23 protein-coding genes are annotated in these 26,322 nt (G+C 35.0%); 15 read left to right on the top strand and 8 right to left on the bottom strand.

All coding sequences use genetic code 11. The features are described 5' to 3' along the window. Nucleotides 1-2: 2 nt before the first annotated feature. From RNZ47_RS15690 to RNZ47_RS15700, 3 genes are read left to right on the top strand one after another with little or no spacing between them, the layout of a single operon-like run. On the top strand, nt 3-1,487 hold the full coding sequence (locus RNZ47_RS15690) for an oligosaccharide flippase family protein (protein ID WP_311942577.1): 1,485 nt from the start codon (nt 3-5) through the stop codon (nt 1,485-1,487). Further along, nucleotides 1,488-2,228 carry an acyltransferase gene (locus tag RNZ47_RS15695; RefSeq protein WP_311942579.1) on the top strand — a complete coding sequence of 247 codons (741 nt, stop codon included), beginning with the start codon at nt 1,488-1,490 and terminating at the stop codon, nt 2,226-2,228. A 5-nt stretch (nt 2,229-2,233) separates the two neighbouring features. After that, nucleotides 2,234-2,635, top strand: coding sequence for a sugar 3,4-ketoisomerase (locus RNZ47_RS15700; RefSeq protein ID WP_311942582.1), 402 nt, complete (start codon nt 2,234-2,236; stop codon nt 2,633-2,635). 6 nt (nt 2,636-2,641) lie between these two features. Here the strand turns inward: RNZ47_RS15700 and RNZ47_RS15705 are convergent, their stop codons facing one another. Next, nucleotides 2,642-3,571 (bottom strand): glycosyltransferase family 2 protein, encoded by a 930-nt coding sequence (locus RNZ47_RS15705; protein ID WP_311942585.1) that lies wholly within the window; start codon nt 3,569-3,571, stop codon nt 2,642-2,644. Nucleotides 3,572-3,667: 96 nt separating this feature from the next. Between RNZ47_RS15705 and RNZ47_RS15710 the strand changes: the two genes are divergently transcribed. Together RNZ47_RS15710 and RNZ47_RS15715 are read left to right on the top strand one after the other, a co-directional pair. Then, on the top strand, nt 3,668-4,762 hold the full coding sequence (locus RNZ47_RS15710; protein WP_311942588.1) for a glycosyltransferase: 1,095 nt from the start codon (nt 3,668-3,670) through the stop codon (nt 4,760-4,762). Nucleotides 4,763-4,766: 4 nt separating this feature from the next. After that, nucleotides 4,767-5,846, top strand: a complete 1,080-nt coding sequence (locus RNZ47_RS15715) for a glycosyltransferase (RefSeq protein WP_311942591.1) — start codon at nt 4,767-4,769, stop codon at nt 5,844-5,846. 1 nt (nt 5,847) lies between these two features. Here RNZ47_RS15715 and RNZ47_RS15720 read toward each other — a convergent pair whose 3' ends face one another. Both RNZ47_RS15720 and RNZ47_RS15725 read right to left on the bottom strand, forming a co-directional pair. Further along, nucleotides 5,848-6,741, bottom strand: a complete 894-nt coding sequence (locus tag RNZ47_RS15720) for a glycosyltransferase family 2 protein (protein ID WP_311942594.1) — start codon at nt 6,739-6,741, stop codon at nt 5,848-5,850. Nucleotides 6,742-6,743: 2 nt separating this feature from the next. After that, nucleotides 6,744-7,427: a cell division ATP-binding protein FtsE gene (locus RNZ47_RS15725; RefSeq protein ID WP_311942596.1), complete on the bottom strand. Its 684-nt coding sequence runs from the start codon at nt 7,425-7,427 to the stop codon at nt 6,744-6,746. A 228-nt stretch (nt 7,428-7,655) separates the two neighbouring features. Here RNZ47_RS15725 and RNZ47_RS15730 point away from each other — a divergent pair, with 228 nt between their 5' ends. From RNZ47_RS15730 to RNZ47_RS15750, 5 genes are all read left to right on the top strand, one after another. Then, nucleotides 7,656-10,697 (top strand): tetratricopeptide repeat protein, encoded by a 3,042-nt coding sequence (locus RNZ47_RS15730; RefSeq protein ID WP_311942599.1) that lies wholly within the window; start codon nt 7,656-7,658, stop codon nt 10,695-10,697. A 98-nt stretch (nt 10,698-10,795) separates the two neighbouring features. After that, nucleotides 10,796-12,523 carry a TonB-dependent receptor gene (locus RNZ47_RS15735; RefSeq protein WP_311942604.1) on the top strand — a complete coding sequence of 576 codons (1,728 nt, stop codon included), beginning with the start codon at nt 10,796-10,798 and terminating at the stop codon, nt 12,521-12,523. A 56-nt stretch (nt 12,524-12,579) separates the two neighbouring features. Then, the gene (locus RNZ47_RS15740) at nt 12,580-13,158 is read left to right on the top strand and encodes a DUF1287 domain-containing protein (RefSeq protein WP_311942607.1); all 579 of its coding nucleotides are present in this window, start codon (nt 12,580-12,582) and stop codon (nt 13,156-13,158) included. Between the two features lie 70 nt (nt 13,159-13,228). Next, the gene (locus RNZ47_RS15745; protein ID WP_311942610.1) at nt 13,229-14,842 is read left to right on the top strand and encodes an amidohydrolase; all 1,614 of its coding nucleotides are present in this window, start codon (nt 13,229-13,231) and stop codon (nt 14,840-14,842) included. Nucleotides 14,843-14,911: 69 nt separating this feature from the next. Next, a complete protein-coding gene (locus RNZ47_RS15750) occupies nt 14,912-15,712 on the top strand; it encodes a hypothetical protein (protein WP_311942613.1) in 801 nt (266 codons plus the stop codon). Here the strand turns inward: RNZ47_RS15750 and RNZ47_RS15755 are convergent. Continuing rightward, nucleotides 15,709-16,410, bottom strand: coding sequence for a class I SAM-dependent methyltransferase (locus RNZ47_RS15755; protein ID WP_311942616.1), 702 nt, complete (start codon nt 16,408-16,410; stop codon nt 15,709-15,711). The genes RNZ47_RS15750 and RNZ47_RS15755 overlap by 4 nt on opposite strands. 73 nt (nt 16,411-16,483) lie before the next feature. Between RNZ47_RS15755 and RNZ47_RS15760 the strand changes: the two genes are divergently transcribed. The 5 genes from RNZ47_RS15760 to RNZ47_RS15780 all read left to right on the top strand — a co-directional run bounded on the left by RNZ47_RS15760 (nt 16,484) and on the right by RNZ47_RS15780 (nt 21,758). Beyond that, the gene (locus tag RNZ47_RS15760; protein ID WP_311942973.1) at nt 16,484-16,978 is read left to right on the top strand and encodes a YkgJ family cysteine cluster protein; all 495 of its coding nucleotides are present in this window, start codon (nt 16,484-16,486) and stop codon (nt 16,976-16,978) included. A 41-nt stretch (nt 16,979-17,019) separates the two neighbouring features. Next, nucleotides 17,020-17,856, top strand: coding sequence for a sterol desaturase family protein (locus RNZ47_RS15765; RefSeq protein WP_311942619.1), 837 nt, complete (start codon nt 17,020-17,022; stop codon nt 17,854-17,856). A gap of 43 nt (nt 17,857-17,899) precedes the next feature. After that, nucleotides 17,900-18,727, top strand: coding sequence for a glycerophosphodiester phosphodiesterase family protein (locus tag RNZ47_RS15770; RefSeq protein WP_311942622.1), 828 nt, complete (start codon nt 17,900-17,902; stop codon nt 18,725-18,727). A gap of 161 nt (nt 18,728-18,888) precedes the next feature. After that, the gene (locus RNZ47_RS15775) at nt 18,889-20,124 is read left to right on the top strand and encodes an ABC transporter permease (RefSeq protein WP_311942625.1); all 1,236 of its coding nucleotides are present in this window, start codon (nt 18,889-18,891) and stop codon (nt 20,122-20,124) included. Nucleotides 20,125-20,399: 275 nt separating this feature from the next. Next, complete coding sequence (locus RNZ47_RS15780) at nt 20,400-21,758, top strand: pyridoxal-phosphate dependent enzyme (protein ID WP_311942630.1); 1,359 nt, start codon at nt 20,400-20,402, stop codon at nt 21,756-21,758. A gap of 103 nt (nt 21,759-21,861) precedes the next feature. Here RNZ47_RS15780 and RNZ47_RS15785 read toward each other — a convergent pair whose 3' ends face one another. The 4 genes from RNZ47_RS15785 to RNZ47_RS15800 all read right to left on the bottom strand — a co-directional run bounded on the left by RNZ47_RS15785 (nt 21,862) and on the right by RNZ47_RS15800 (nt 26,310). Next, on the bottom strand, nt 21,862-24,219 hold the full coding sequence (locus RNZ47_RS15785; RefSeq protein WP_311942634.1) for a TonB-dependent receptor plug domain-containing protein: 2,358 nt from the start codon (nt 24,217-24,219) through the stop codon (nt 21,862-21,864). Next, nucleotides 24,212-25,108, bottom strand: a complete 897-nt coding sequence (locus RNZ47_RS15790) for a FecR family protein (protein ID WP_311942639.1) — start codon at nt 25,106-25,108, stop codon at nt 24,212-24,214. The genes RNZ47_RS15785 and RNZ47_RS15790 overlap by 8 nt, the downstream gene beginning before the upstream one ends. A 175-nt stretch (nt 25,109-25,283) precedes the next feature. Then, a complete protein-coding gene (locus RNZ47_RS15795) occupies nt 25,284-25,784 on the bottom strand; it encodes a hypothetical protein (RefSeq protein WP_311942643.1) in 501 nt (166 codons plus the stop codon). 10 nt (nt 25,785-25,794) lie between these two features. Further along, nucleotides 25,795-26,310, bottom strand: a complete 516-nt coding sequence (locus RNZ47_RS15800) for an RNA polymerase sigma factor (protein WP_311942648.1) — start codon at nt 26,308-26,310, stop codon at nt 25,795-25,797. Nucleotides 26,311-26,322: the final 12 nt, after the last annotated feature.

Consider the following 26,322-nt stretch of genomic DNA (forward strand, 5'->3'; position numbering starts at 1 on the left):
TGGTGGACAGCGAAAAAAACGCATATAAGCAAATTTTAAAAGCAACGTCATTATTTGGTGGGGTTCAGTTTTTAAATATCATTATTTCTGTTATTAAAACAAAGGTTGTAGCCCTAATATTAGGCCCTTCTGGTATTGGTATTTTAACGCTTTTAAATACATCTTTAAATGTTTTGGGCAGCGCTACAGGTTTTGGGCTAGACTCAAGTGGGATTAAAAGCATTTCAGAATCTTTGGGCATAAAAAACGATGAAGCCTTAAAAAAAAAGATTCTAATCTTTAAAAAATTGATTTTATTTACGGGTGTTTTTGGTGCATTGATTACTCTTGTTTTTTCACCATATTTAAGTCAAATAGCTTTTGGTAGTAAAGATTTTACAGTGTCCTTTATTTGGTTGTCCCTAGCCGTTTTATTTAGGCAGATAACACAGGGGTATTTAACAATATTAGAGAGTTTAAGTAGATTAAGGTTATTTGCAAAAAGCAATTTGTTTGCCAATTTTGCGGCTCTAATCGTTACATTACCCATGTATCTTTATTGGGGTTTTGATGCCATTGCCCCAGCCATTGTAGCTTCAACATTTATCAGTTTTGTTTTTTCATATTTTTATGTTAATCCTATATATAAAAGTAAAGAGAAAATAGCTTTTAAGCCCACTTTTGTTGAAGGCAAAGAGATGATATATTTAGGCATGGCATTAGGGTTGAGTGGATTGACAAGAACCCTGTCTGAATATTTGGTCCAAACGGGAATTAGTTTTCAAGGAGGGATTGATGAAGTAGGGTTTTATGGCGCAGGATTGCTAATTCTTAATTCTTATGTTGGCATCATTTTTTTGGTTATGAGCAAAAATTATTTTCCTAAACTTTCCTTGGTATGTAATGAAAATGATAAAATAAAGAAATTAACATTTCAACAGGCATTTATTTCTATTGTTTTAATAACCGTGATTATTATCTTTTTTATAATTTTTGCACCGTTACTAGTGAAACTGCTCTTTTCTGAAAAATTCAGTTCCATAGTACTCATGATATCAATAGGTGTTCTAGGGATGCTTTTTAAGGCAATATCATGGAGCCTTGGCTATATTATTATTGCTAAAGGAGACTCAAGAGTTTTTATAAAAACAAGCCTAGGGTTTAGCTCACTTTACCTTATTATGCTTTTGTCTGGGTATTACTTATTTCAATTAAATGGTGTTGGTATAGCTTTTTCACTCTATTATCTTTTTCATTTTATTGGAATAAAAATTATAGTGGAAAATAAATACGGCATATCTTTAAATAGCGAAATTTATAATATACTTTTTAAATGTTTGGTTATTTGTCTTGTGGTTTTTTCATTGTCTTTTTTAGAAAAATCCATATTAAAGCATGTAACTATGGCTGTGGCTGGTGTTTTGTCACTCATTTATTTATTTTATATTTTTAACAAAAAGGTTCCTATTAGGGAATTTCTTATGTCATTTAACAAGAAAAGCAAATAAATGGATAAGCCACTTCGGAAGTTATATTATTGGTTAAAATTTCAATTATCTGTTAATTGGATCAAGACGTTGTATTTTAATTTTAAGAAATTCCCTTTTAAAGTAGCCATTAAATTACCCGTGTATTTTTATGGTAGTGTTAAGCTTACCTGTTTAAAAGGCAAAATTATTATTGATGCACCTATAAGAAGAGCAATGTTGGGTTTTGGCCAACAATTTGAGTTGGGAACGCGACAAAAAAGTGTCGCTGAATTAAATCTATCAGGTCAACTTGTTGTTAAAGGGCATGTTCATATTGGAAAAGATAATTTATTGTACATTGGTTTAGGTGCGTACTGCGAGTTTGGACACATGACCTGTTTGGGGTCTGATGTAAAACTTTTTTGCACCAATAAAATTGTATTGGGTCAATGGGCAAGAATTGGCTACCAAAGCCAGCTATTAGATACTAATTTTCATAGTATGTTTGATACGGTAACCAAAAAGAGGCTTCCGTTGAGTGCGCCAATTTATATAGGCAATTACAATTCAATAGCAAACAGAAACAGTATTATGCCAGGAACCAAAACACCAGACTATTGTGTGGTGGCTTCTAATAGCTTGTTAAATAAGGATTATGCCTATTTAGGCCACAACATTCTCCTGGGTGGTGTGCCCGCTAAAGTAATTAAAAGGAACTTTAGTAGGGATTGGGAAGGAGAGCGTAAGGGAATAGAGGATTTTTTAATACGTAAAAAATAGATTAAGTGAATTTAGAACAGGTCAAAATCATCGAGATTCCAAAAATTAAAGACAATAGAGGCAACCTTTCTGTTATAGAGAAGGATTTGTTGCCGTTTTTATTTAAACGAGTTTATTATTTGTACGATGTGCCCAGTGGAGCCTATAGGGGTGGTCATGCCCACAAAGAGCAAGAAGAATTTTTAATTGCTTTAAGTGGTAGTTTTAATGTAGTGTTGCAAGATAGGACTGGAAAAAAAAGAACATTTACCCTTAATAAACCCAATCAAGGTTTACTGGTTAGCAATATGATTTGGCGCGAATTGGAAGGTTTTTCATCTGGGGCGGTTTGTTTGGTGGTGGCTTCTGATGTTTATGATGAAAGTGATTATATAAGGGATTTCGAAAAATTCATGGAAATGGAATAATAATATCTATAGCATTGATACTAATTTCCTAAAAAACGGGCTTTGGCTAGCTAAGAAGTGAATATAATCTCTTATGTTTTTAGATTCTATCTTTTTAAATGTTTCTTTTCCAAGCTGTTTTTCTTCAAAATACCCACTTAAAAACAATAGTTCTTTAAAGTAATCTTTATTGAATGTTTTAATTAAGTTATTGTCATATTGATATTTTTCAGAAAAATAGTCAAATAATCGTTTCATTTGATTTTTTAAAAAATAATGACTTTCAAAAGTTCTTTTGTGCGAATAAGAATTATCGTGTACTCTGTAAATATGTAATGATTCTTTAATCATATCAAAATTAGTATTCATAATTAAATCTACTAAAATAGGATAGTCTTCAATAGTAATTCCCATATCTATATAAGAATCAAAATCTACGTACTTATATAAGTGATTTCTATTATAACAAATGCCAATTGGAGCAACCTGCCCTAACAATACTTTTTCTTTATAAACTTCTTTAGAGGCTACAATATGTTTTTTGTTATTGTATTTCCTTATCGATTTATTTTCCACAGTTAATTTATCAAAGCCGCTATCAACAAACCCCAAACTAGAATCGGTATTTAAAACATTAATCATTTTTTGCAGCGTGTATTCATGTTTTAATATATCATCGCCGGCTATGTCAAAAATATAGTGTCCTTGACATCTATCAAGTGTCGTTTTAAAATTCCTTAAAATACCCAATTGGGTCTCGTTCTTTTTTACCTTAAAGAGCTGCGGATGATTTTTTTTATACTGGTTTATAATGTTTAATGTATTGTCTGTAGAGCAGTCGTCTCCAACTATAATTTCATAATTAAACTCAACTTTTTGTTTTAAAATCGATAGGATGGTTTCTTCTATATGTTCCTCGTTGTTGTAAGTAATGAGATGTACTGAAGCCGTTATCATATTTTTTGATTAGTGGAAATAGATTAAAAACATAAATTTGGGTAAAGTAAACGCAATAAACAAATTAATCATTTATTTTTGAATAAATTATTTAGGTTGAAACCAAAAAAAATAGCACTTGTCGGATTTCATTTAAGCGGGGGCGGTACTGCACGTGTTATGGCCAACTTATCGGAATACTTTCACGATAAAGGCATTGAACTGCATATAATTATAATTCACGACGAATTAGGTTATGACTATTCAGGAACTTTATATAACCTCGGAAAACTAAAAAGTGAACCCAATACTGTTTTTAATAAAATAAAACGTTTAATTCATTTAAGGAGTTATGTAAAGCAAAATGATTTTGATTTTGTAATCGACTTTAGGTTTAGGAAAAGAATAATTCAAGAATATTTAATTTCCCGACTGGTTTATAATCAAAAAAAAACCATATACACGATTCACAGTTCGCAACTGGCAATATATTTGCCAAAATCAAAATACTGGGCTAATGTAATTTACGGCAAAGCCTATAAAATAATAGCTATTACAGAATCTATGAAAAATTTGGTAGAAACCATTTACCCCTTTTTGGATAATGTTGGCATGGTTTATAATCCAATTATACTAAATAAAATTAAAGAAAAAAGTATAGAGGCTCTTGAAATCAATTTTGAATATATTATTGGGGTTGGACAGTTTGACACAGATCAAAAACAATTTGATAAACTTATTGAGGCTTACTCAAAGTCAATACTGCCCCAAACACGAATAAAATTAGTGATTTTGGGGAGAGGTAAAAAGAAATCGGAATTGGAGGCAATCGCCAAAAAACTAAATGTTGACGAAAATGTACAATTTTTAGGATTTAAGGAAAACCCATATAAATACATGGCAAATGCAAGATTTTTTGTGCTCTCTAGCTGGCATGAAGGGCATCCAATGGTTTTAATAGAAGCTTTGGCATGTGGCACTCCGGTTGTATCTTTCGATTGCCCAACAGGACCTAAAGAAGTTGTTAACCAAAGTGACAATGGATTGCTAATTGAAAACCAAAATATTGATGCCCTTATTAATGGCATGAACATTATGCTGACCAATGAAAGTTTATATTCACACTGTAAGAGCAATGCCTTAAAAAGTGTAGAAAAATTTTCAGTTAAGCAAATAGGTAAGCAATGGTTGAAACTAATGAAAATTAATTAAGGAATTGCTAAGACTTCTATATATAACAACCAATTTAAATTCTTCTGGTGGAGTAGCCAAAGTGTTATCTGTAAAGCTTAATTATTTAATTAAAGAATATTTTTATGACATACATATTATAAACACCCATGGAGATTCGAATAATTTATTCTATGTTTTTGATGATACAATTTCTATTCATTCATTAAGTCTAAAAGATTCTAAAACAAAAAGACGACTTTATTATTTCAAAGAACTAAACAAAAAAGTAAAGGAAATAAATCCAGATATTATTATTAACTGTGACAACGGTTTAAAAGGTGTGTTATTTCCATTTTTTTACAAAGGAAAAGTACCATTGATTTTTGAAAATCATGGCAGTAAAAATGTAAGAGAAAATACAATACTTGGCAATTTGAAATTACGACTTAAAGATTTGTTTTTTTTATGGAGTGTCAATAGGTACAATAAAATAGTTGTATTTCAACATTTGAAAGATTCTTGGAAATCCGATAATATAAAAGTAATTCATAATCCTTTAGGATTTGACATTCCAATAAAAAGTGCTTCTTTAAATAAAAAAGTGGTTATCGCTGTTGGTAGAATATCTTATGAGAAGGGGTATGATTTGTTGATTGAAATTTGGAGTTTAGTTGTAAAAAAACATCCACAATGGCAACTGCATATCTACGGAGAAGGAGATTACAAACCCTTACAAAAGCAAATTCAAAAGCTTAGTATTACAGGTAATATATTATTTTTTAAACCTACATTAGATATAATTGAGGTCTATTTGAATGCATCAATACTATTAAATACATCAAGACATGAATCTTTTGGGTTGGCGTTAATTGAAGCTATGGCTTGTGGCTTACCCGTATTAGCATTTGAAAACACATCAGGGCCAAGGATTTACATCAAAAATAAAAAGAATGGTTACTTAATTGAAAAAGATAATTTAATTGAATATGCAAATCAAATTATATCACTAATAGATGATAAAAATAAAATGAAAAGAGTTGGTCAAGCGGCTAGAGAAAGCATGAAGATATATCAAATTGAAAATATTATGAAGCTTTGGCACGAATTATTTCAATCCGTTTAATTCATTCTTTTTCTAAATCAAAATGGCACATATAGGCTATTTTATAAAGCTGAAGCAATTTAATTGAAGGACTTTTACCAAGTAAGTTTTTTGTCATTGTATTTTCGAAAAGCTTAAAAAACAAAGAAAGAGCATAATTAAACATTGTTTTTTTAGACAAAACAAAAATTTTAAGTAAATCATTTTCGTGTAATTTAATCTTTTTGGTATGATTTAACCTTAAAAGCGTCTCTACCGCTAGTCTTGTTTTTTTTAAATAAGTTTTACTACTTTCTAAACCTAAGTGAAAAACTTCATTGTTAATGTGTAAAACAGGAATGTTGTTAATTTTCAATTGAGGACCAAAAAAGATATCCATTCCATAAGAATGTCCAATACTATTTAAACCAAAACGTTTGTAAACTTCTTTTTTTATAAGCATATTAGCGGCAGATGTAATTTTATAAGGTGTTTTATTTCTTTTTTTTGCATCAATAGCCTCACAATGAACGCCATATTTCCATCTTAGTAGAATTTTAGAATCAGGTGCTTCATTCTCATACTTGATACCACCAAAAATCACTTCATAATTTCTCTCAATGGCATCTATATAATTTGAAATAAAAAGAGGGTCTTTTAATTTCATATCGGCATCGAGCAATAAAATCCAATCAAATTTTGCTTTATCACAAAGCAATTGTCTATTAACGGCTATTCCTCCGTTAGTTTTGGATACCAGATAACGCGTATGCTTTAAAACATTTATTTTAGAGTTTTGTTTTATGGTATCAGCATTTGATACATCATCTAATGCTATGATCTCAAATTCAATATTAGATTTAGTCGCTTGCTCATGAATGTCATTTACAAGATGGACAATATCATAATTATATGTTGGAATTAGTATTGAAAGCATAATTAACCCTTCCGCTGCACCACCTCATAAACGGCATTCTCATCGCACTTAAGCGTTTTGCTTGGGTATTTAAGTAGCAAAGCATAATCGTGGGTGGCCATTAAAATGGTGTTGCCGTTTTTATTGATGTCTTGTAAAACCTCCATCACTTCAACGCTGGTTTGCGGATCCAAGTTGCCCGTAGGCTCGTCGGCCAATATTAACTCGGGGTCGTTAAGTAAAGCCCTTGCAATGGCAATGCGCTGTTGCTCGCCACCGGAAAGCTCGTGCGGGAATTTAAACCCTTTGGTTTTCATGTCCACTTTGTTTAAAACGGCTTCAACCCGAGTTTCCATTTCCTTTTTGTCTTTCCAGCCCGTCGCTTTTAAAACAAACAGTAAATTCTCATTTACGGTTCTATCTGTTAATAATTTAAAATCCTGAAATACCACGCCCAATTTCCGTCGTAAAAACGGAATCTCTTTTTCTTTAAGGGTTTTTAAATTATAATCTACAATATGCCCTTCGCCTTCGGTTAAAGGCAAATCGCCATAAAGGGTTTTCATAAAACTACTTTTTCCCGTGCCGGTTTTTCCTATTAAATACACAAAATCACCTTTGTTAATTTCAACATTAACGTTGGCAAGCACCAAACTATCGCCTTGGTAAATAGCAGCATCTTTTAATTGCAATATAGGTTTCGACATAAAAATAGGTGTAAATTTAAAGTGTTGTAAATGTATTATTAATAAGTTAAAAGTGAAAAGCTAAACGCAAAAACTTTAATATAGCTGCAGTTAAAACTTCGTGCTTCGACCTTCAGTCTTCTGTCTTTTTCAATATTTAATAACTCGGTTTATAATTATGGCACGATTATTACGTTATAAGTTTCATATTCAATTATCTTTGATTTTAAATTAAAAAACGAATCGTTAATGACTAAAAATAATATTGTTTTCCTTTTGGTAGCCATAAGTTTTAGTTTCCAAATCATGGCACAACAGTCTGCAACTTACACCAGTAATATGGCAGACTATCAAAAAGCTCTCTCGCTGTTTAACAATCAACAATATCTTGCTGCACAGTCGCTGTTTAGAAGTGTTAAAAAGGACGCAAAAGAAGACCTTCTACAGTCTGAATGTGCTTATTACATAGCCAATTGCGCCGTTAGGTTAAATCAGCAAAATGCCGATCAGCTTATAGAGGATTTTGTAAAAGACTATCCCACAAGTACCAAGCGCAATACAGCGTTTGTTGATGTTGCCGATTATTATTTTACAAACGGAAAATATCCGCACGCTAGAAAATGGTACGATAAAGTAAACGAAGGCGCCCTTGCCAGAAAGGAAAAAGAAAAATTCAATTTTAACAACGGCTATTCAGCATTTTCGGTGAAACAATATAAGGTTGCAAAAAAGTATTTAACCCGGGTTGAAAATTCTCAAGAATACGGTTCGCAGGCCAAGTATTATTTAGGTTTTATGGCTTATGAAGGGGATGATTACGATGAGGCTAATGAGTATTTCGATCAGGTGAGCGATCAAGAGCGTTACCAGGAAAAGCTGTCGTATTATCAAGCCGACCTTCATTTTAAACTCGGAAAATTTGAAAAGGCTATCGAGCTGGCAAAAGACAGATTGGACACCAGCGACGAAGCCGAAGTATCTGAGCTCTCTAAAATTATTGGCGAAAGTTATTTTAATTTAGAAAAGTACGCCGAGGCGATTCCGTATTTAACCGCTTATAAAGGTAAAAAAGGAAAACGGGAACGAACGGCAAAATGGAATAACACCGATTTTTACCAATTGGGATATGCGTATTACAAACAAAAGGATTACGAAAATGCCATTTCAGAATTCAATAAAATAGTTGGCGGAACTAATGCCATTGCCCAAAATGCCTATTATCATTTGGGTGAAAGCTATATTCATTTAGATAAAAAGCAGGAAGCTTTAAATGCGTTTAGAAATGCCTCGCAAATGAATTTCGATTTAAAAATTCAAGAAGATGCGTGGTTAAATTATGCAAAAATCAGTTACGAAATTGGTAATCCGTATCAATCTGCGCCACAGGTTTTAGCCGGTTATTTAGATAAATACCCAGACACACCTTATAAAGAGGAGATTGAAACCCTTTTGATCGATTCGTACATTACGTCTAAAAACTACAAAGAAGCCCTAAAGCTTTTGGACGGTAAAAAGAGTTTTGAAGATAAAGTAGCGTATCAAAAAGTAGCGTTTTATAGAGGTGTTGAATTATACAACGAAACAAAATACTTGGAAGCCGAATCGCTTTTCGATGCATCTTTAAGCGAGCCACGAGACCCAAAATACACCGCTAGGGCTACATTTTGGAAAGCCGAAGCCGATTATAATTTAACAAATTACGACGATGCTTTGATAGGCTATAAGCAGTTTCAACAGCAGTCATCGTCTGATTCAACGCCTGAAATTGAGAATATAGATTATAATTTGGCCTATACTTATTTCAAACAAAAAAACTATCCGCAAGCTATAAAGCATTTCAATCAGTTCATCTCCAATAAAAAAGACGATAAAGTAAGACTGAACGATGCGTATTTACGTTTAGGCGACGGGCATTTTGTGTCTAGCGATTATGGCAATGCTATTAAAGCATACGAAAAAGCAATTGAGATGAATGAAATCGATTCCGATTACCCATTTTTTCAAAAAGCGATTAGTGTGGGCTATACCGGGCAATCTTCAAAAAAAATAGCAGCTTTAGAACAGTTTATTGAAACCTATCCGAAGTCTAAATTACGTGATGATGCCATGTACGAATTGGGGAATTCCTATGTAAAGGCAAACGAAAAAAATAAGGCAATGAACATATACAACCGCCTGAGTAGCGAGTACAGAATGAGTTCTTTCGTGCCAAAAGCGTTGTTGCGTCAAGGCTTGGTGTATTATAACGACAGTGAAAACGAAGAAGCGCTTAGCAAGTTTAAAAATGTAGCCATAAATTACCCCGGAACACCGGAAGCGGTTCAGTCGGTGTCCACAGCGCGTTTAATTTATATCGATTTAGGTCGGGTTGACGATTATGCACGTTGGGTTAAAACCTTGGATTATGTTGAGGTTACCGATGCCGATTTGGACAATGCCACTTACGAAGCTGCCGAAAAACAATATTTGGATAATAATACCGATAAGGCCATCAAACAATTTAATGGCTATTTAACTGAGTTCCCCAACGGAATTTATGCGTTGCAGGCACACTTTTATGTGGCCCAACTGTATTACAAAAAAGATTTATTGGCCAATGCAGCACCGCATTATAAATACATTGTTGAAGCATCGCAAAGCGAATATACCGAGGAAGCCTTATCCCGTTTATCGCAGTATTATTTAGAAAGCAAAAGCTGGAACCAAGCCATTCCGTTATTGTTGCGATTGGAAACCGAAGCCAACTTCCCGCAAAACGTGGTATTTGCACAATCTAATTTAATGAAGGCCCATTATCAATTGGATAATTACAATGAAGCCGTGTCTTATGCCGAAAAAGTGCTGACCAATGCAAAAATCGACAATAAGATTAAAAGTGATGCACATATTATAATTGCACGTTCGGCCATTAAAACGGGCGACGAAGATAAAGCCAAATCCGCTTTTGCAAAAGTAGAAAAAGTGGCAACAGGTGAAACTGCGGCAGAGGCGTTGTATTACAATGCGTATTTTAAAAATAAAGAAGGCAAACATGCGGCATCAAACGAATCGGTTCAAAAATTGGCCAAGGATTTTTCAGGCTATAAATATTACAGTGCCAAAGGATTGGTGTTGATGGCGAAAAATTATTACGCCTTAAAAGATGCGTTTCAAGCCACTTATATTTTAGAAAGCGTTATTGAAAACTTTGCGGAATTTGATGATGTTGTTGAAGAGGCCCAAGAAGAATTGCGCCAAATAAAAGCAGAAGAGGCCAAAACAAATTCATCCATTGAAACTGATGAAAACTGATTATGTTAGAAGTTAGAAGTGTCATGCAGAGCGCGGTCGAAGTGAAGCACATTAAAGCAAATCATAAAACGTCAATCGTAAATCAAAAATTAAAATATATGCGAAAGCACACAACATACATTATATTAGTAATTGCATCGTTAAGTATAACCTCTGTTTTCTCACAAAACAGAAAGAACGATACCATCACTACAGGAGTAATTGATGTAGTTAAACCATACACACCCTCAATTTCCGATGCCTTTAAAGTCAAAGAAATTCCGTCGTTAGACGACGAAGAAACCGCAACAAAAAAGGAAATTAAATACAATATTTTTTCGTTTCCGGTGGCCTCAACATTTACGCCGGCAAAAGGAAAAGCTGCGGTTGTTGAAAAGGCAAAACCAGTAAAATTATACGATAATTACGCCACTTTGGGCGTTGGCACCTATACCACTATTTTAGGCGAAGTCTATTTAAACCACGCCATTAGCAGAACCGAGAGTGTGGGCGGTTACGTGAGCCATCATTCATCTCAGGGTGGTATTGATGGTTTGGCTTTCGATGATAATTTTTCAACCACTAAAATCAATGCGAATTACTCCAGCCGATTACGTGATTTAGCTTGGCATGTTGAAGGTGGTTTTCAGCAACAAATGTACAACTGGTACGGTGTGCCACAATCTCAACTGGCCGATGCACAAGCTAATAATATTGATGTAGACCACTCGTTTTATAGCGCGCATTTTGGTGGCGATATCACATTCGAAGACACCTATATTAATTCCGGAAGCTTCTTTTTCAGACGCTTTGGAGATAACCAAGGATCTGGTGAAAACCGATTTATCGCCAAGACGAAAATCGATATACCCATTAACGGCGAAGAAATTTCAACCGATTTTAAATTCGATTATATAAATGGCACTTTTGATAGAAATTACAGTTCGAATACTGAATTAAAACACGGCAATTTTATAATAGGGGCTTCCCCGACATATCAATTAAAAGAAGACGATTTAACGCTTAATTTGGGCATTTCGGTGTCCTTTTTAAGAGATTCGGAATCTAAGGAAAACAACTTTTATTTATACCCAAACATTACCGCAACTTACCGATTGGTTAACGATGTGTTGATTGCTTATGGCGGAATTCAAGGCGAGTTAATTCAAAATTCATACCACGGATTTGCCACCGAAAACCCGTTTGTGTCACCAACTTTAGTGGTAATGCCCACTGATCAGCAATACAACGCATACATTGGTTTAAAAGGGAAATTATCAAGCAACATGAGTTATAACATTAGCGGGCGTTATTTGGCCGACAGAAATAGAGCGCTGTTTAGAAATAATGAAATAACACTGACAAATCAGAATTATGCTTACGGTAATTCCTTTGGAATGGTGTATGATGATGTGGATACTTTTGGTGTTGCCGGAGAGATTAATGTGGATGTTAACCGCAATTTCAAACTCGGAATAAAAGCTGAATATTTTAAATACACTACAAATAACGAAGCTGAAGCTTGGAATTTACCAGATATTAAAGGCACACTGTTTTTAGACTATCAAATAGACGAAAACTGGTTTGCCGGCGCCAATTTATTTTATACCGGCGAGCGTAAGGATCAATTTTATTTAAATGATGACGTAACGGTAACGACACCGTTTACCATGGTTATAGAGAGTTATTTTGACGCTAATGCCCATTTAGGATATCATATTAACGATAAAATTTCGGTATTCGCAAAAGCCAATAATATTAATAATAAAGCCTATCAGCGTTGGCAAAATTTCCCGGTTCAAAGCATACAGTTTTTGGCTGGTGCTACGTTTAAGTTCGATTTTTAATGTCATTACGAGGAGTGTAACGACGTGGTAATCTTTTAAATTGAAATTTATACTTAATGAAAAACCTACTTTTCATACTATTCTTATCCTTCAACCTTTGCATTTCACAAAGTGAAGTTCAAATATTAAATCTTTCCGAAGCTGCACTGGAATTAACGCATCAAAAAGTAACCTACGATCCTAGTTACTTTTCAATCGATTATCCAAATGGTGACGTTCCAAACGACAAAGGGGTTTGTACAGACGTAGTCATTAGAGCGTACAGAACATTGGGTGTCGATTTACAAAAGGAAGTCCACGAAGACATGAAGGCTAACTTCAATGCGTACCCAAAAATATGGGGCTTAAAAACAACCGATAAAAATATTGACCACCGACGCGTGCCCAATTTAATGACTTATTTTAAGCGCCAAGGTGCTGAAAAACCCATCACCAATAACCCCAGTGATTATAAACCCGGAGATGTGGTGTGTTGGGATTTAAAAGATGCTGCATCGCACATTGGTATTGTGGTCAATAAAAAATCGAACGATGGAAAACGCCATTTAATCGTTCATAATATTGGCAGTGGACAAGTTTTGGAAGATTGCCTTTTTAGTTTTAAAATCATAGGCCACTATCGGTTTGTAAAATAGAATAAAGAATAATAGCACAGAAAAGCGTTCGGTTATGCACACTTTTTTTATTTTTATAAAAAAACAAACCATGCAAAAACTAATCGTTCTTTTATTCGCTTTAATTACAGCTAGTTGTTCAACAAAACATCAGGTAGATGTAATCGTTACCAACGCTAAGGTGTACACCGTAAACAATGCTTTTGAAAGAGCAACAGCTTTTGCCGTTAAAGACGGAAAATTTGTTGATGTTGGAAATTCCGAAGCCATAGCTTCAAAATACGCAGCCACAAAAACAATAGATGCCGAAGGAAAAACCATTGTTCCGGGTTTTATCGATGCGCACTGCCATTTTTTAGGTTTAGGATTTAATCAGCAAGCAGTCGATTTGGTGGGCACAACCAGTTTTGATGAGGTAGTACAGCGTGTCGTCGATTTTCAAAAAAAGCATAATTTAAAATTTATTAAGGGCCGCGGATGGGACCAAAACGATTGGGACGAAAAAGTCTTTCCGAATAAAAAACAATTGGATGCCTTATTTCCAGATACCCCAATTTCTTTAACCCGAATTGATGGGCATGCGATACTCTGTAATCAAGCCGCATTAAATTTAGGAAACGTTACTAAAAACAGTAAAATTGATGGTGGCGAAGTGGTTGTTGAAAACGGCGAATTAACAGGGGTTTTAGTTGATAATGCCGAAAGTTTGGTGCTTAATCATTGGCCAAAACCATCACGCGAAGACATGGCAAATGCCCTATTGGAAGCCCAAAAAATATGTTTTGATTATGGATTAACCACCGTTGACGATGCGGGGTTGGGTATTGAAGCTATTGAGGTAATTGACAGCTTGCAACAAGCGGGCGATTTAAAAATGCGTGTTTACGCCATGGTTTCGGCCTCAAAGAAAAACTTGGATTATTATTTAAACAAAGGCATCATAAAAACCGAAAAACTTAATGTACGTTCGTTTAAGTTTTATTCCGATGGCGCTTTGGGCTCCAGAGGCGCGTTGTTGCGAAAACCGTATAGCGACAAACCCAGGCATTTGGGTTTAGCGGTTACCGATTTGGAAACCTTTAAGGCTTCGGCGAAAGCTATTGCAAATTCAGAATATCAAATGAACACCCATGCCATTGGCGATTCTGCAAATCATGCGGTATTAAACGTTTATAAAGACGTTTTAAAAGACAAAAAGAATAGGCGATGGCGCATAGAACATGCTCAGGTTATTTCGCCCGAAGATTTTAATTTGTTTGATGATATTATTCCGTCGGTGCAGCCAACCCACGCCACAAGCGATATGTATTGGGCCCAAGATAGGTTGGGGAATGAACGCATAAAAGGTGCGTATGCATATAAAGATTTACTAAATAAATACGGAAAAATTGCATTGGGAACCGATTTTCCCGTGGAGCATGTGAGTCCGTTTTACACCTTTTATGCAGCGGTTGCTCGACAAGATTTAAAAGGCTATCCGGAAAATGGCTATCAAATTGAAAATGGATTGGGTAGAGAAGAAACTTTAAAAGGCATGACGATTTGGGCAGCTTATTCCAATTTTGAAGAAGATGAAAAGGGCAGTATTGAAGCCGGAAAATTTGCCGATTTTATAATACTGGATAAAAATATAATGGAAGTTGAAGCTTCTGAAATCCCAAATATTAAAGTGATTAGTACGTTTATTGATGGGGAGAAAATGTGATTTATGTTTAGGAACTTGTTTTCGGAATATTATTTGTGGTGTTTTACTAATTTACTTCTCATTCCAAAAATGAAAAGATTAATCATATTCTTAATACTTACTGGGTTTTTCGGGAATTCTCATGCCCAAAAAACAGAAGTTGAAAAATATTATGTAAGAGCTGATACATCTTTTATTGATAAGCTAGCTAATGCTTATAACATTTCAACCGATACATTACTTATAACTTTAGGAGTAAATGATAAAAAAAGAGAATATCTAGGGTTTGGCTATGAATTTAAAGAGAGTGGGAAGGGAGCAGGCAGCATGTCTTTTGATTATCAAATTTTATATTATAAAAACAAAGTCGTTGCTTACACTATTTCGACTTCAATACCCAAAAAGTCAAAGAAATTAAAAAAGATTTATAGAAAGAAGTTGTCTAAAATATTTAGAGTTGATGATGATTTTAAGGTTAGTCCAATTAAATTTAACCATAAGAATGCAGAAAGTCCATTGCCCGGAATTGAAGTTGATAAATCTCCAGAATTTAATGCCGTTATGAGCCCTTTTAGTGGTATTTTTTTTGGTGATTATTGTGGTAATAGTATGAGTTTATTAAACAATAGAAAGTTATTTGACGAATTAATTAATTCAGAAAACTGCAATTACTTTTTGTATAGTAAAAACCCGGCTTCACGAATGATGGCTATTGAATATTTTTATAATAATAAGTTAAAGTTTGACTCCACTGAAGTAATACAAATAGAAAATAGAGTCCAGGAAATAATTAAGTATTCTCCGTACATAAGACATTGTCAAGGGTGTATAGTTTATCCGGAAAACACTAACAAAATAATATCGAAATTAAAAAAGCATAATCAATTTTAACCCAACCGCGCCAAATAATCAAAATGCTCACCTTCAAAAATCAATTCACATTGAAGCCCAACAGAAGTGCAAGCAGTTAACAAGGTGTTATAATCTAAATACAGCCATTTCATGGGGTATTCGTTTTCACCTTTATAGCTCAAAAAATAATCGAGTTCCCCATAATAATTTGCATTTATATTTTGCCAAAAACCACCATCTTCGTCTTCGTACATATATTTAATATCCGACGAATCGATTAAAATTTGTCCCTTAGGTTTTAAAAGACGTTTTAAATGCGTTAAGTATTTTGAAACCTGTGCCAATTCTTGAAAAATCCCGGTACCATTCATCAATAATAAAATGGTATCAAATGTCCCGGTTTCATCTATAATATTTTTGACTTCGGCATGCAAAACACCGCGTTGTTTCGCCACGTCGATAGCACCTTTTGAAACATCGATGGCTTTCACTTTTAAACCTTTTTCCTGTAAATACAAACTATGGTTTCCGGCGCCACAACCCACATCCAAAACCGAACCTTTTGCAAGTTTTAAAGCCTTTTGTTCCAACTTTGGCATGTCTTTAAAACCGCGAAACAAATAGGGTAGAGGCAATACATCGTCATCAGAAATACTGGTTGAAGTCATAATGTCTTCGGAGTAGTTTCCGTTTTGGTAATCCAATAAAGCGTTTCCGAAAAGGTCTTTTAAATTCAATGTTTAAAGTTTAAAATTCTGGGTTGCATAGTTTTCGTAATTTAGCTCCAATTATAACCATCGAATATTGAATATTGAATCCAAAATAGAAAGCCTTCCAAAGCGCGCCAAAGATAAGCATAACGAAAACAAAAAATTCTTTGCAAAGCTAAAAAAGAAACCACCAAAAAATTTGGATTATGTGATGCAGGAATTGCACGATGCCGAGTTTGAAAAAACCGATTGCCTAACCTGCGCCAACTGCTGTAAAACAACGGGCCCATTGTTTACCGATAAAGATATTGGTAGAATCTCGAAACATTTTAAACAAAAACCACAGCAATTTATTGAGCAGTATTTGCGCGTTGATGAGGACAACGACTATGTGTTGCAAACGGTGCCCTGCGCATTTTTGGGCGCCGATAACTATTGCTCGATTTACGAGGTGCGCCCAAAAGCATGCCGAGAGTTTCCGCATACCGATAGAAAAAAGTTTCAGCAGATTTCCAATCTCACGTTAAAAAATGTGGCGATGTGTCCGGCGGCTTTTAATATTGTTGAGGAAATGAAAAAAAGAGTTAAGATTTAACTTCCAACTTTTTACTATATTTAATATCTAAATTTACTCTATTGGAAACCCTATTACAATATTTTGAAACCATTCCGCCACTACATCGCGGACTTATAATTGTTGGAGGTTTAACATTTTTCTGGCTTTTAGAAGGTGCTTTACCCTTATTCAATTTCAACTATAAAAAATGGAAACACGCCGTTCCCAATATCTTTTTTACCATAACTACCATACTCGTTAATTTGCCTTTGGCATTCCTTTTATTAATGGCATCCGATTGGGTTTTCGCCAATAATTTTGGCATTTTAAACTGGTTGCCTGACATGGCTTTGGGGCTCTATATTTTTATAGGTATATTGTTAATGGATTTTTTCGGAGCCTATTTGCCACATTTAATCGAGCATAAAGTACCACCACTTTGGATGGTGCATTTGGTACATCATTCCGACCATAAAGTCGATGCCACAACAGCCAACAGGCACCATCCCATTGAGAGCGTTATCCGTTACCTGTTTACCCTAATAGGCGTTATTATAATTGGTGCGCCCATTGGTATTGTTATGCTGTATCAGTCCCTATCCATTGTTGCCACACAGTTTTCCCACTCCAATATCAAGTTGCCAAAAAAGGTTGATAAACTTATTAGTTATGTGTTTGTTTCCCCGGATATGCATAAGGTGCACCATCATTATAAAATGCCGTACACCGATTCCAATTACGGCAATATTTTTTCTGTTTGGGACAGATTATTGGGCACGTATATGGAACTGGACACCGATAAAATTGTGTACGGCGTTGATGTGTTTCCCGATGAAAAAGAAAACAGCAATATTAAGGATTTGTTGAAGCAACCCTTTCAGAAATACAGAAAACCAACCGCTAAACTTGATGATTGATAAATTGAGAATTGTATTAATTATTTTCTTTTGTAATTTTTTTATGAACTGTAACGAATCTAAAAGTATAGATGTTCAAGGGCATCGCGGTTGCCGAGGTTTAATGCCCGAAAATACGATGGAAGCCTTTAAAAAAGCCATCGAATTAGGCGTGCAAACACTGGAGTTGGACGTTGCAATTTCAAAAGACAATATAGTTGTTGTGTCGCACGAACCTTATATGAATAGCGTTATTTGTTTAGATGCGAATGGTTTGGACATACCTAAAACCGACGAAAAAAAATACAATCTGTATCAAATGACTTTTGATAGTATAAAGCAGTTTGATTGCGGTACAAAGCACCATCCAAGATTCCCAAATCAACAAAAAATAAAAACCAATAAACCGGCTTTAAGCGAGGTTATTATAGCATCGAAAAAATTAAATCCTAATATTAAATTCAATATCGAAATAAAATATCTTCCCGAATACAATTCTGTTTTTACGCCCAATCCAACAGATTTTGTCCGTTTGATTTTAAAGGTTATCAATAACAATAATGCGTTTAACGAAACCAATTTGCAATGCTTCGATTTAAGTGTTTTAGAAGAAATTAAAAAGCAATCGCCAAAAATGGAAGTGGCGCTTTTAGTGGATGAAAATGAAGATATTTGGAACAAAATGAATAAAATGAGTTATGCACCGGAAATTATAAGTCCGTATTACAAACTTTTAGATGCTAAAACCGTTAGAAATTTGCAAGTCGAAAATTTTAAAGTGATTCCGTGGACGGTGAATAACGAAACAGATATGCAACAAATAATTGATTTTAAAGTAGATGGCATCATCACGGATTACCCCGATATTTTGATAAATTTACTCGAAAAATAATTGCATCGTTCGATTAAATTCCATCACCTCAAAAATTTAAAAGCATCGAATGGTTTCTGTTTTTTTATAGCTTACAAGCACGACAAATCATCATTAAAAAATCGCGATAATTATCGGGAATAAAACTGTATTTTTGAACGAATTTAAAGTCGTCATATAAATTGAATTACGAGTTTTTTATAGCAAAACGCATTATTGGTAGCAAAGCCTATAAAAGCAGCATATCGGCACCCATTATAAAAATTGGTATCGCAGCCATAGCCATAGGAATCATAGTTATGATGATTGCCATTGCAACCGGCATTGGTTTGCAGCAAAAAATCCGTGATAAAGTCGTGGCGTTTAACGGGCATATAAATATTACCAATTACGACAGCAACAATTCGCAAGAAAGTATATTCCCAATATCCAAAAACCAAGAGTTTTATCCCGAGTTTAAAGCGGTTGAAGGCATCAATCACATTCAAGCCGTGGCCACAAAGTTTGGTGTAATCCGTACCGAAACCGATTTTGAGGGCGCCGTTTTAAAAGGCGTTGGAAACGATTATAAATGGAGCTATTTTCAGGAATTTTTAATAGAAGGCAGATTACCGGATTATAGCGGAAAACGTAACGAAGAGGTTTTAATATCGCAATATTTGGCAAACCGGTTGCAGTTTAAGTTGGGCGATAAATTTCAAATGATATTTAAAAAAGACGACCCCAACAAACTCCCAAACATCATCACATACAACATTGTTGGCATTTACAACTCCGGTTTTCAAGATTTCGATGCCACCTATTTAATAGGCGATATTAGGCATTTACAACGCATCAATAAATGGAAAGAAGATCAAATTGGCAGTTTCGAAATTTTTATAGATGATTACGGCGAGCTTCAACAAAAAGGTATTGAAATATATAAAAACACACCCTCAACATTAAACACGCAAACCATAGCCGATAAATACTATTCCATTTTAGAATGGATCAAGATTTTCGATAAAAACATATACGGCATCATCGGCATCATGATACTCGTAGCGGGCATTAACATGATTACCGCACTACTCGTTTTAATACTCGAACGCACCCAAATGATAGGCGTTTTAAAAGCCTTGGGCAGCAACAACTTCAGCATCCGCAAACTGTTTATTTACAACGCTTCCTATCTTATTTTGTTGGGCTTGTTATGGGGAAATATCATAGGTCTGGCCCTATTGTTTGCGCAAAAATACTTTAAACTGTTGTCGCTCGATCCAAGCATATATTACGTTACCGAAGCCCCGGTTTACATCAGTTTAAGCTACATTGTCGCCCTAAACATCGGCACGCTCATCCTGTGTTTGCTCATGCTTTTGGTGCCCTCGTACATCATCACAAAAATATCGCCGGTAAAAGCCATGCGTTTCGAATAAGTAATTTGGGCGTTACTTTTTGAGAAAAACAAAAAGTCGGGCTTTCCGCTATATCTTTTTTTCGTGCCTCAAAAAAGGATGCCGCATCAATCCCTAACGCAAAGCAGAACAAATATTAAAATTTAGTATTAACATTAACTTATAAAAATAGTCGTAGCAAAACCTTAAATTTGCATAACAAAAGCACATTGCGAATCGAGCCGAATTCAAGATTCAAAAATACAGTTGAATTTTTCAAGGGCGAACACATGCCCTTAAAAAATATAAAAACAGAAATGAAATACGCTAAAAACATACTGGAAACCATTGGCAATACACCCTTGGTAAAAATAAACACCTTAACCAAAGACTTGCCATGTTTGGTGCTGTCAAAATACGAAACCTTCAATCCGGGCAATTCAACAAAAGATAGAATGGCACTAAAAATGATTGAAGATGCCGAAGCCGACGGACGCCTAAAACCCGGTGGTACCATCATTGAAGGCACATCGGGAAACACGGGCATGGGGTTGGCCTTGGCAGCCATTGTAAAAGGTTACAAGTGTGTTTTTGTAATTAGCGATAAACAATCCAAAGAAAAAATGGATATTTTACGTGCAGTTGGTGCCAAAGTGGTGGTGTGCCCCACCAATGTTGAACCCACCGATCCGCGGAGTTATTATTCGGTTTCAAAACGATTGAGCGAAGAAACGCCAAACTCATGGTACGTTAACCAATACGACAACCCCAGTAATGCCGCAGCGCATTACGAAAGTACGGGACCGGAAATTTGGGAGCAAACCGATGGTAAAATCACCCATTTTGTGGTGGGCGTAGGTACGGGCGGCACCATTTCTGGCGTTGGTAAATATTTAAAAGAACAAAACCCGAATATTAAAATTTGGGGCGTAGATACGTACGGTTCGGTGTTTAAAAAATATCACGAAACAGGAGAGTTCGACGAGAATGAGATTTACCCGTACATTACCGAGGGCATTGGCGAGGATATTTTACCGGAAAATGTAGATTTTAGCCTTATTGACGGCTTTACCAAAGTAACCGATAAAGATGCCGCGATTTACACCCAAAAACTGGCCAAAGTAGAAGGTATGTTTTTAGGAAATTCGGCGGGTTCTGCCATAAAAGGCGTGCTTCAATTAAAAGAGCATTTTACAAAAGACGATGTGGTTGTAGTTCTGTTTCACGATCACGGAAGCCGCTACGTTGGTAAAATGTTTAACGACGAGTGGATGCGCGAACGCGGATTTATTGAAGATAAAATTACCACAGCCGAAGACCTCGTTAAAAATACCGAAGCTCAAGATTTGGTAACCGTTAAAACCGAAGAGTTGGTATCGCATGCCATCGAGCGCATGAAAAAATATAAAATATCCCAGATACCCGTTGAAGATTCTACAGGGTTTGTGGGCGCCATCGACGAAGCCGATTTACTCCGCATGTATATTGAAAATAAGGATATCTCAGATTTACCCATAAAAGATGTCATGCACAAACCGTTTCCGGTAGTTGGCAAATCGACGGCCATCGAAGATATTTCTAAACTATTCAATAGAGACAATAATGCGGTTTTGGTAAAACTGGAAGATGGTACACATCAAATTATTACAAAGTATGATATTATAAGTGCGTTGTAGTTTTTAAGTATTTTGTTTAATTGGTTCATTTTAACCAATTAAACTTGAAAAAAGCAATTTGATATAGCATTTTCAGTAATGATTAAAACCGGAGTAAGTTGTTCTAAAAACTAACCCGAATACTCACATTGGGCGTAATGCCCAACGATATGTTTTCAATGGGAACAATGTTGTTGTCTCCATCTAAAGTATAATAGGCGTTGATTATGTTTTTTCGGTTAAAAATGTTCCAAACCGAAAGACCAACAATAGCTGTGGCTGTATCGGACACTTCAAGTGAATAAGTCGCCGAACAATCGGCACGTAAATAATCGTTTAAATTGCTGCCATTTGGTGTGGCGTAGGTAATGGTATTATCGTCCGGATTATCATTTGCGTAATCTGGCAACGTGGTTGGTTTTCCTGAGTGCCAATTTAAGCCCAAAGCCAATTTAATGTCGTTATAAGTATAAATACCCGAAAGCGCCAAAGCATGTCGAATATCGGCATTATTAGGAAACGAAATGCCATGGTTTAAATCAGGAAATGTATAATCGTTTTTGCTGTAAGAATAGCTTAGCCAAGTGCTGACCACATGACTGAATTGCTTGTTTATTAAAAAATCGACACCTTTAATTTGATAACTTCCAATACTATTTACAAACTGATATTGGTTTTGAAAACCTTGACTGCGCGTTGTTATACCATCCACTTTTTTTAGATAGCCTTCGGCACTAATGAGTAGTTTGTTCATATTGTAATGCAAACCAACCGATACTTGTTTGCTTTTTAAAATGGGGACAGGTTGAATCTTTTTATTGTTAATCGTTATTACCTCTGGGTTGTTGTTCGATAAAATCCATCGTCGGTTTTCAATCCCTAAAAAATCGTTTTGCAAATCGATAATTTGAGAGGTTGTTTGGCTTTTAAGTTCGCCCAATAATTCAAATCTAAAATGGTTTAAAAACCGTTGGCTAAAGCTTAATCGCGGTTCGCTAATCATTATATCAAATTTGGGAAAGTAGTTTAATCTGGTTCCAAATTTTAAATTGGTTTTGGCATCATTTGATAAAAAGGCAGTTTCGGCATAAAGCGCATGACTGCGTACCACATCTCTAATATAACTCCTAAAAACAGGGTTGTTAACATCTTCAAGATTGCTAATGCCAACTTCAATAAACTGGTAACCACCGTTGAATTTTAGCAGGTTGCTGTGTTTGTAATCGATATCTAATTTTGCAGAACCATCGATAACTTTGTTTTCCTGAATTAAGCGTTGGTTATTTATAATATCGAAGTTGGTGGCATCCAAATCGTAATTGGAAACATTTACTTGGGCCGTTGTAGCAAGTTTGGAATTCCAATCTCTGGTGTACGAAAATCCCAAAGCCAGATTTTGCTGCGACAGTTTGCTGTTTAAAGCCTCGTTTCTATCATTAATATTGGCTTGTTCTTCGTAATTTAATTTGTTGTTTACGTTTAAAAAGTGAAGTCGGATTTTATCTTTTTTAGTAATATCGAATAGAAATTTGGCCGTAATATCATAAAAGTAGAATTCCTCATTTTTATCGATAGCATTGTCATTTTGATTAAAATTGGTTAAATCGGAATCCTGAAACACACGCTTTTTATAAAGATCGTAAGTTGGTGTTGTAATCAAATCGGTAACCGAACGACGGGTGGAAATTTGCAATTCGGTATTGTGCGTTAGTGGGATTTTAGCAAAAACATCGGCATTAATCAAGTTGAATCCACCACCGGCTTTAAAGGTGTTGTCTATTTTGTTGGGCAGTTGCATATCAATAATACTGGAAATACCATCGCCATACTTTGCAGGCGTGCCGTTTTTCGAGACGTTTACTTGTTTTGTTGTGTACGGATTGAACGCTGAAATCAATCCGAAAAAATGCCCCGATTGATACATTTTAATGCCATCCCAAAGCAGTAGGTTTTGGTCGTGCGTACCGCCGCGGATATTAATGTTCGACACGGTTTCGTCTATACTTAAAACTCCTGGAAGCGATTGGATGGTTTGCAGAACATCGGGCTCAATTAAACCCGGAAGAATACCAAAGGTTTCGGGTTTTATGGTAATAATGCCATCATTTAATTTGGTAATACCCGAGGTTAAATAATTGGTTATTACAATTTCATCGAGCCTTTGCGTTTCATTAAATATACTGAGGGGTTTACCGGCTTTAATGGCCACAAATCTATTGCTTAGCAGCTCAAAATCCAGTGCCGTTTCTTCTTTGAGAATTTCTAAAACCTCGGCTAAAGTTAAGCCTTCATCGGGAATGGTTGTTTTTTTATTTTGAATAGTGGCATCGGCATAAGAAAAACTAATGTTGTACCGTGTTTCAATAACTTTTAAAACAACAACAAGTGAGTGTTTTTCTTTTTGAATGTTTTGCGCGCTTAACGCCGCCACATTCAAAAAAAACAATAGTATAAAGATAGAAAGTGTACCTTTTCTACTCACGCTTTAATGTTATAGTATTGTTGGTTTTGCTATGTGTTAATTGTAAAGGTAAGGTAATGTTTTTTATGGCGATATCTAAACTATCGTGCGGAAAACCACCTGTAAATAGTTGATTGGTGTCCACATTGGTAACGTCAAATGTAACGTTGTATTGTCTTTCAAATTCGGCAATAACTTCTTTAAAAGGTAGGCTTTCAAACTGGCTTTCGTTATTTAACCACGAAGGAGTTGTGCGGTTTTCTTTTTCTTTAGCAATTAGTTTCCCATCGATAATTAAAAAACGGTCTCCCGGATTTAATTTTGTTTCATGAGAGTTGTACGTAACGCCAACCAGTCCTTCGTAGCAAATAACCTCAAAATAATTGTCCCGTTGTTTTACATTAAATTGAGTACCATAAACCGTAACGGTTCCTGATTTTGTGATAACATGAAATTTTGAGCCTTTGGCCACTTTAAAAAAAGCTTCGCCATTAAGCTCGACTTCGCGCTCCTCTTTCCAATCTTTTTTGTTAAAAGCCAACAACGATTTGGCATTAAGCGAAACACTCGAAGCGTCTGGTAATTCTATAGTTGTTTTTTGGGCAAATTCGGTAGTAATCGTCGTGTCTAAAGTAGTGGTGTAATAGTATAAACCAAAACAAACGGCAAGTATAGCAGCAACACGCATTAATGGTTTTATCCAATGCGTTGTTTGCTTTTTAGTGCTTTTAATTTTAGATAATACGTTTTCTAATTCAGCCGAGGTATTAAAATCTTCAGCCTTAAAAGCTTGCACGCTGGTGTTTAACTTTACTAAATCATCATTATCTTCAAGCTTTTTGAATGCTTCAAGTTCTTGTGGATTTAGGTTGTTATCTAACCATTTCGATATGAGTTCTTCTCTGTTCATGATTTCTTATTCAATTATATAACAGTTCACTTTTGTTTTTTCCTACCCCAAATAATAAAAAAGACAAAATTCAAAAACTAAATTCCAAAATATTGCGCTGAGATTCGCAGAGTTTTCGCAGAGATTCATAGAGGGAAAACTTTGCGTCTTAGTGTCTTTGCGCGAAAAAATATTTTCATTTTCTCTCAACTATATCCGAACGAAACATTTTTAATATTCTATTTCCTAATTCAGATGGTTCACAATGAGCGGAAATTGTACTTGTTAACTCTATTTGTATTGGTAAATTTTTAACACTCTCAATTCTTAAAGAATTATTTTTGTCTGTAATGCCTGTAATATAAAAGCGACTATATTTTTCTAGGAATCTGCGACCACTTTTCTCTCTACTAGCTTTCAAAGCAGACCAATCAGATATTTTTCCCATTCCATCTTTCTTCTCCTTAATATTAAATTTATTAAAATTTCTTTTAATAGTTTCTCCAATAGTTTTTAAAGAAGATTTCAAATCAATTACTTCACATTTTTCTTGTTCATAATGATAACTGTCTTTTGGTTCTTTAGAAATAGGAGCAACAATAATTTCCGAATGTTTTTCAGAAATATAAACTGTGACAGATTTTATTACTTTCAATTTGGGTTCTGGTGGTGTAAATGAAATACTTCTGATTTTCATGTAAATAATTTTATAACTCCTTAATATCCTCCCGCAGTTTCTTCAACGCCCCATAAATACGTTTTTCAACCGCTTTGGTCGAAATATCCAAAAGCGCCGCAATTTCCTTAAAACGTTTCCCTTCAACACGGTTCATCATAAATGCAACACGTTGGGCTTCGGTTAAATTTGCAAGTGCTTTTTGTAGTTTATCGTTATACTCTGTTTCCTGCATTAAAAATTCAGGATTTTCATTGGTGTATGTTTTGGGTTTCGTTTGCTGATGCTTTAAAACCACTTTTTGGTGTGCCGCTTCATTCAACATTAAATTATTGGCGGTGGTAAATAAAAAACTTTTGGCTTTATCGGGCGAGATCTTTGCGCAATTTTGCCATAACTTAATAAAAGCTTCCTGTACTTTATCTTTTGGGTTTAGCAGTTCGCCAAACTTATAGTATAAAAAGTTGTGTAAATCTTTAGCGTGCTTATTAAAAATAGATGAAAAAATACGCTCTTCGCAAATATTTTCATGTAATTGTTTGCTCATTATTATTGGTAG

The organism is Hwangdonia seohaensis, assembly GCF_031932625.1.
GTDB lineage: Bacteria > Bacteroidota > Bacteroidia > Flavobacteriales > Flavobacteriaceae > Hwangdonia > Hwangdonia seohaensis.

Excerpts from the sequence above, each read along its gene's own strand:
- RNZ47_RS15695 (WP_311942579.1), top strand. The coding sequence starts at position 1,488 with ATGGATAAGCCACTTCGGAAGTTATATTATTGGTTAAAATTTCAATTA.
- RNZ47_RS15770 (WP_311942622.1), top strand. The coding sequence starts at position 17,900 with ATGAACTGTAACGAATCTAAAAGTATAGATGTTCAAGGGCATCGCGGT.
- RNZ47_RS15725 (WP_311942596.1), bottom strand. The coding sequence starts at position 7,427 with ATGTCGAAACCTATATTGCAATTAAAAGATGCTGCTATTTACCAAGGC.
- RNZ47_RS15795 (WP_311942643.1), bottom strand. The coding sequence starts at position 25,784 with ATGAAAATCAGAAGTATTTCATTTACACCACCAGAACCCAAATTGAAA.
- RNZ47_RS15735 (WP_311942604.1), top strand. The coding sequence starts at position 10,796 with ATGCGAAAGCACACAACATACATTATATTAGTAATTGCATCGTTAAGT.
- RNZ47_RS15705 (WP_311942585.1), bottom strand. The coding sequence starts at position 3,571 with ATGATAACGGCTTCAGTACATCTCATTACTTACAACAACGAGGAACAT.
- RNZ47_RS15740 (WP_311942607.1), top strand. The coding sequence starts at position 12,580 with ATGAAAAACCTACTTTTCATACTATTCTTATCCTTCAACCTTTGCATT.
- RNZ47_RS15780 (WP_311942630.1), top strand. The coding sequence starts at position 20,400 with ATGAAATACGCTAAAAACATACTGGAAACCATTGGCAATACACCCTTG.
- RNZ47_RS15730 (WP_311942599.1), top strand. The coding sequence starts at position 7,656 with ATGACTAAAAATAATATTGTTTTCCTTTTGGTAGCCATAAGTTTTAGT.
- RNZ47_RS15790 (WP_311942639.1), bottom strand. The coding sequence starts at position 25,108 with ATGAACAGAGAAGAACTCATATCGAAATGGTTAGATAACAACCTAAAT.
- RNZ47_RS15745 (WP_311942610.1), top strand. The coding sequence starts at position 13,229 with ATGCAAAAACTAATCGTTCTTTTATTCGCTTTAATTACAGCTAGTTGT.
- RNZ47_RS15720 (WP_311942594.1), bottom strand. The coding sequence starts at position 6,741 with ATGCTTTCAATACTAATTCCAACATATAATTATGATATTGTCCATCTT.
- RNZ47_RS15800 (WP_311942648.1), bottom strand. The coding sequence starts at position 26,310 with ATGAGCAAACAATTACATGAAAATATTTGCGAAGAGCGTATTTTTTCA.
- RNZ47_RS15750 (WP_311942613.1), top strand. The coding sequence starts at position 14,912 with ATGAAAAGATTAATCATATTCTTAATACTTACTGGGTTTTTCGGGAAT.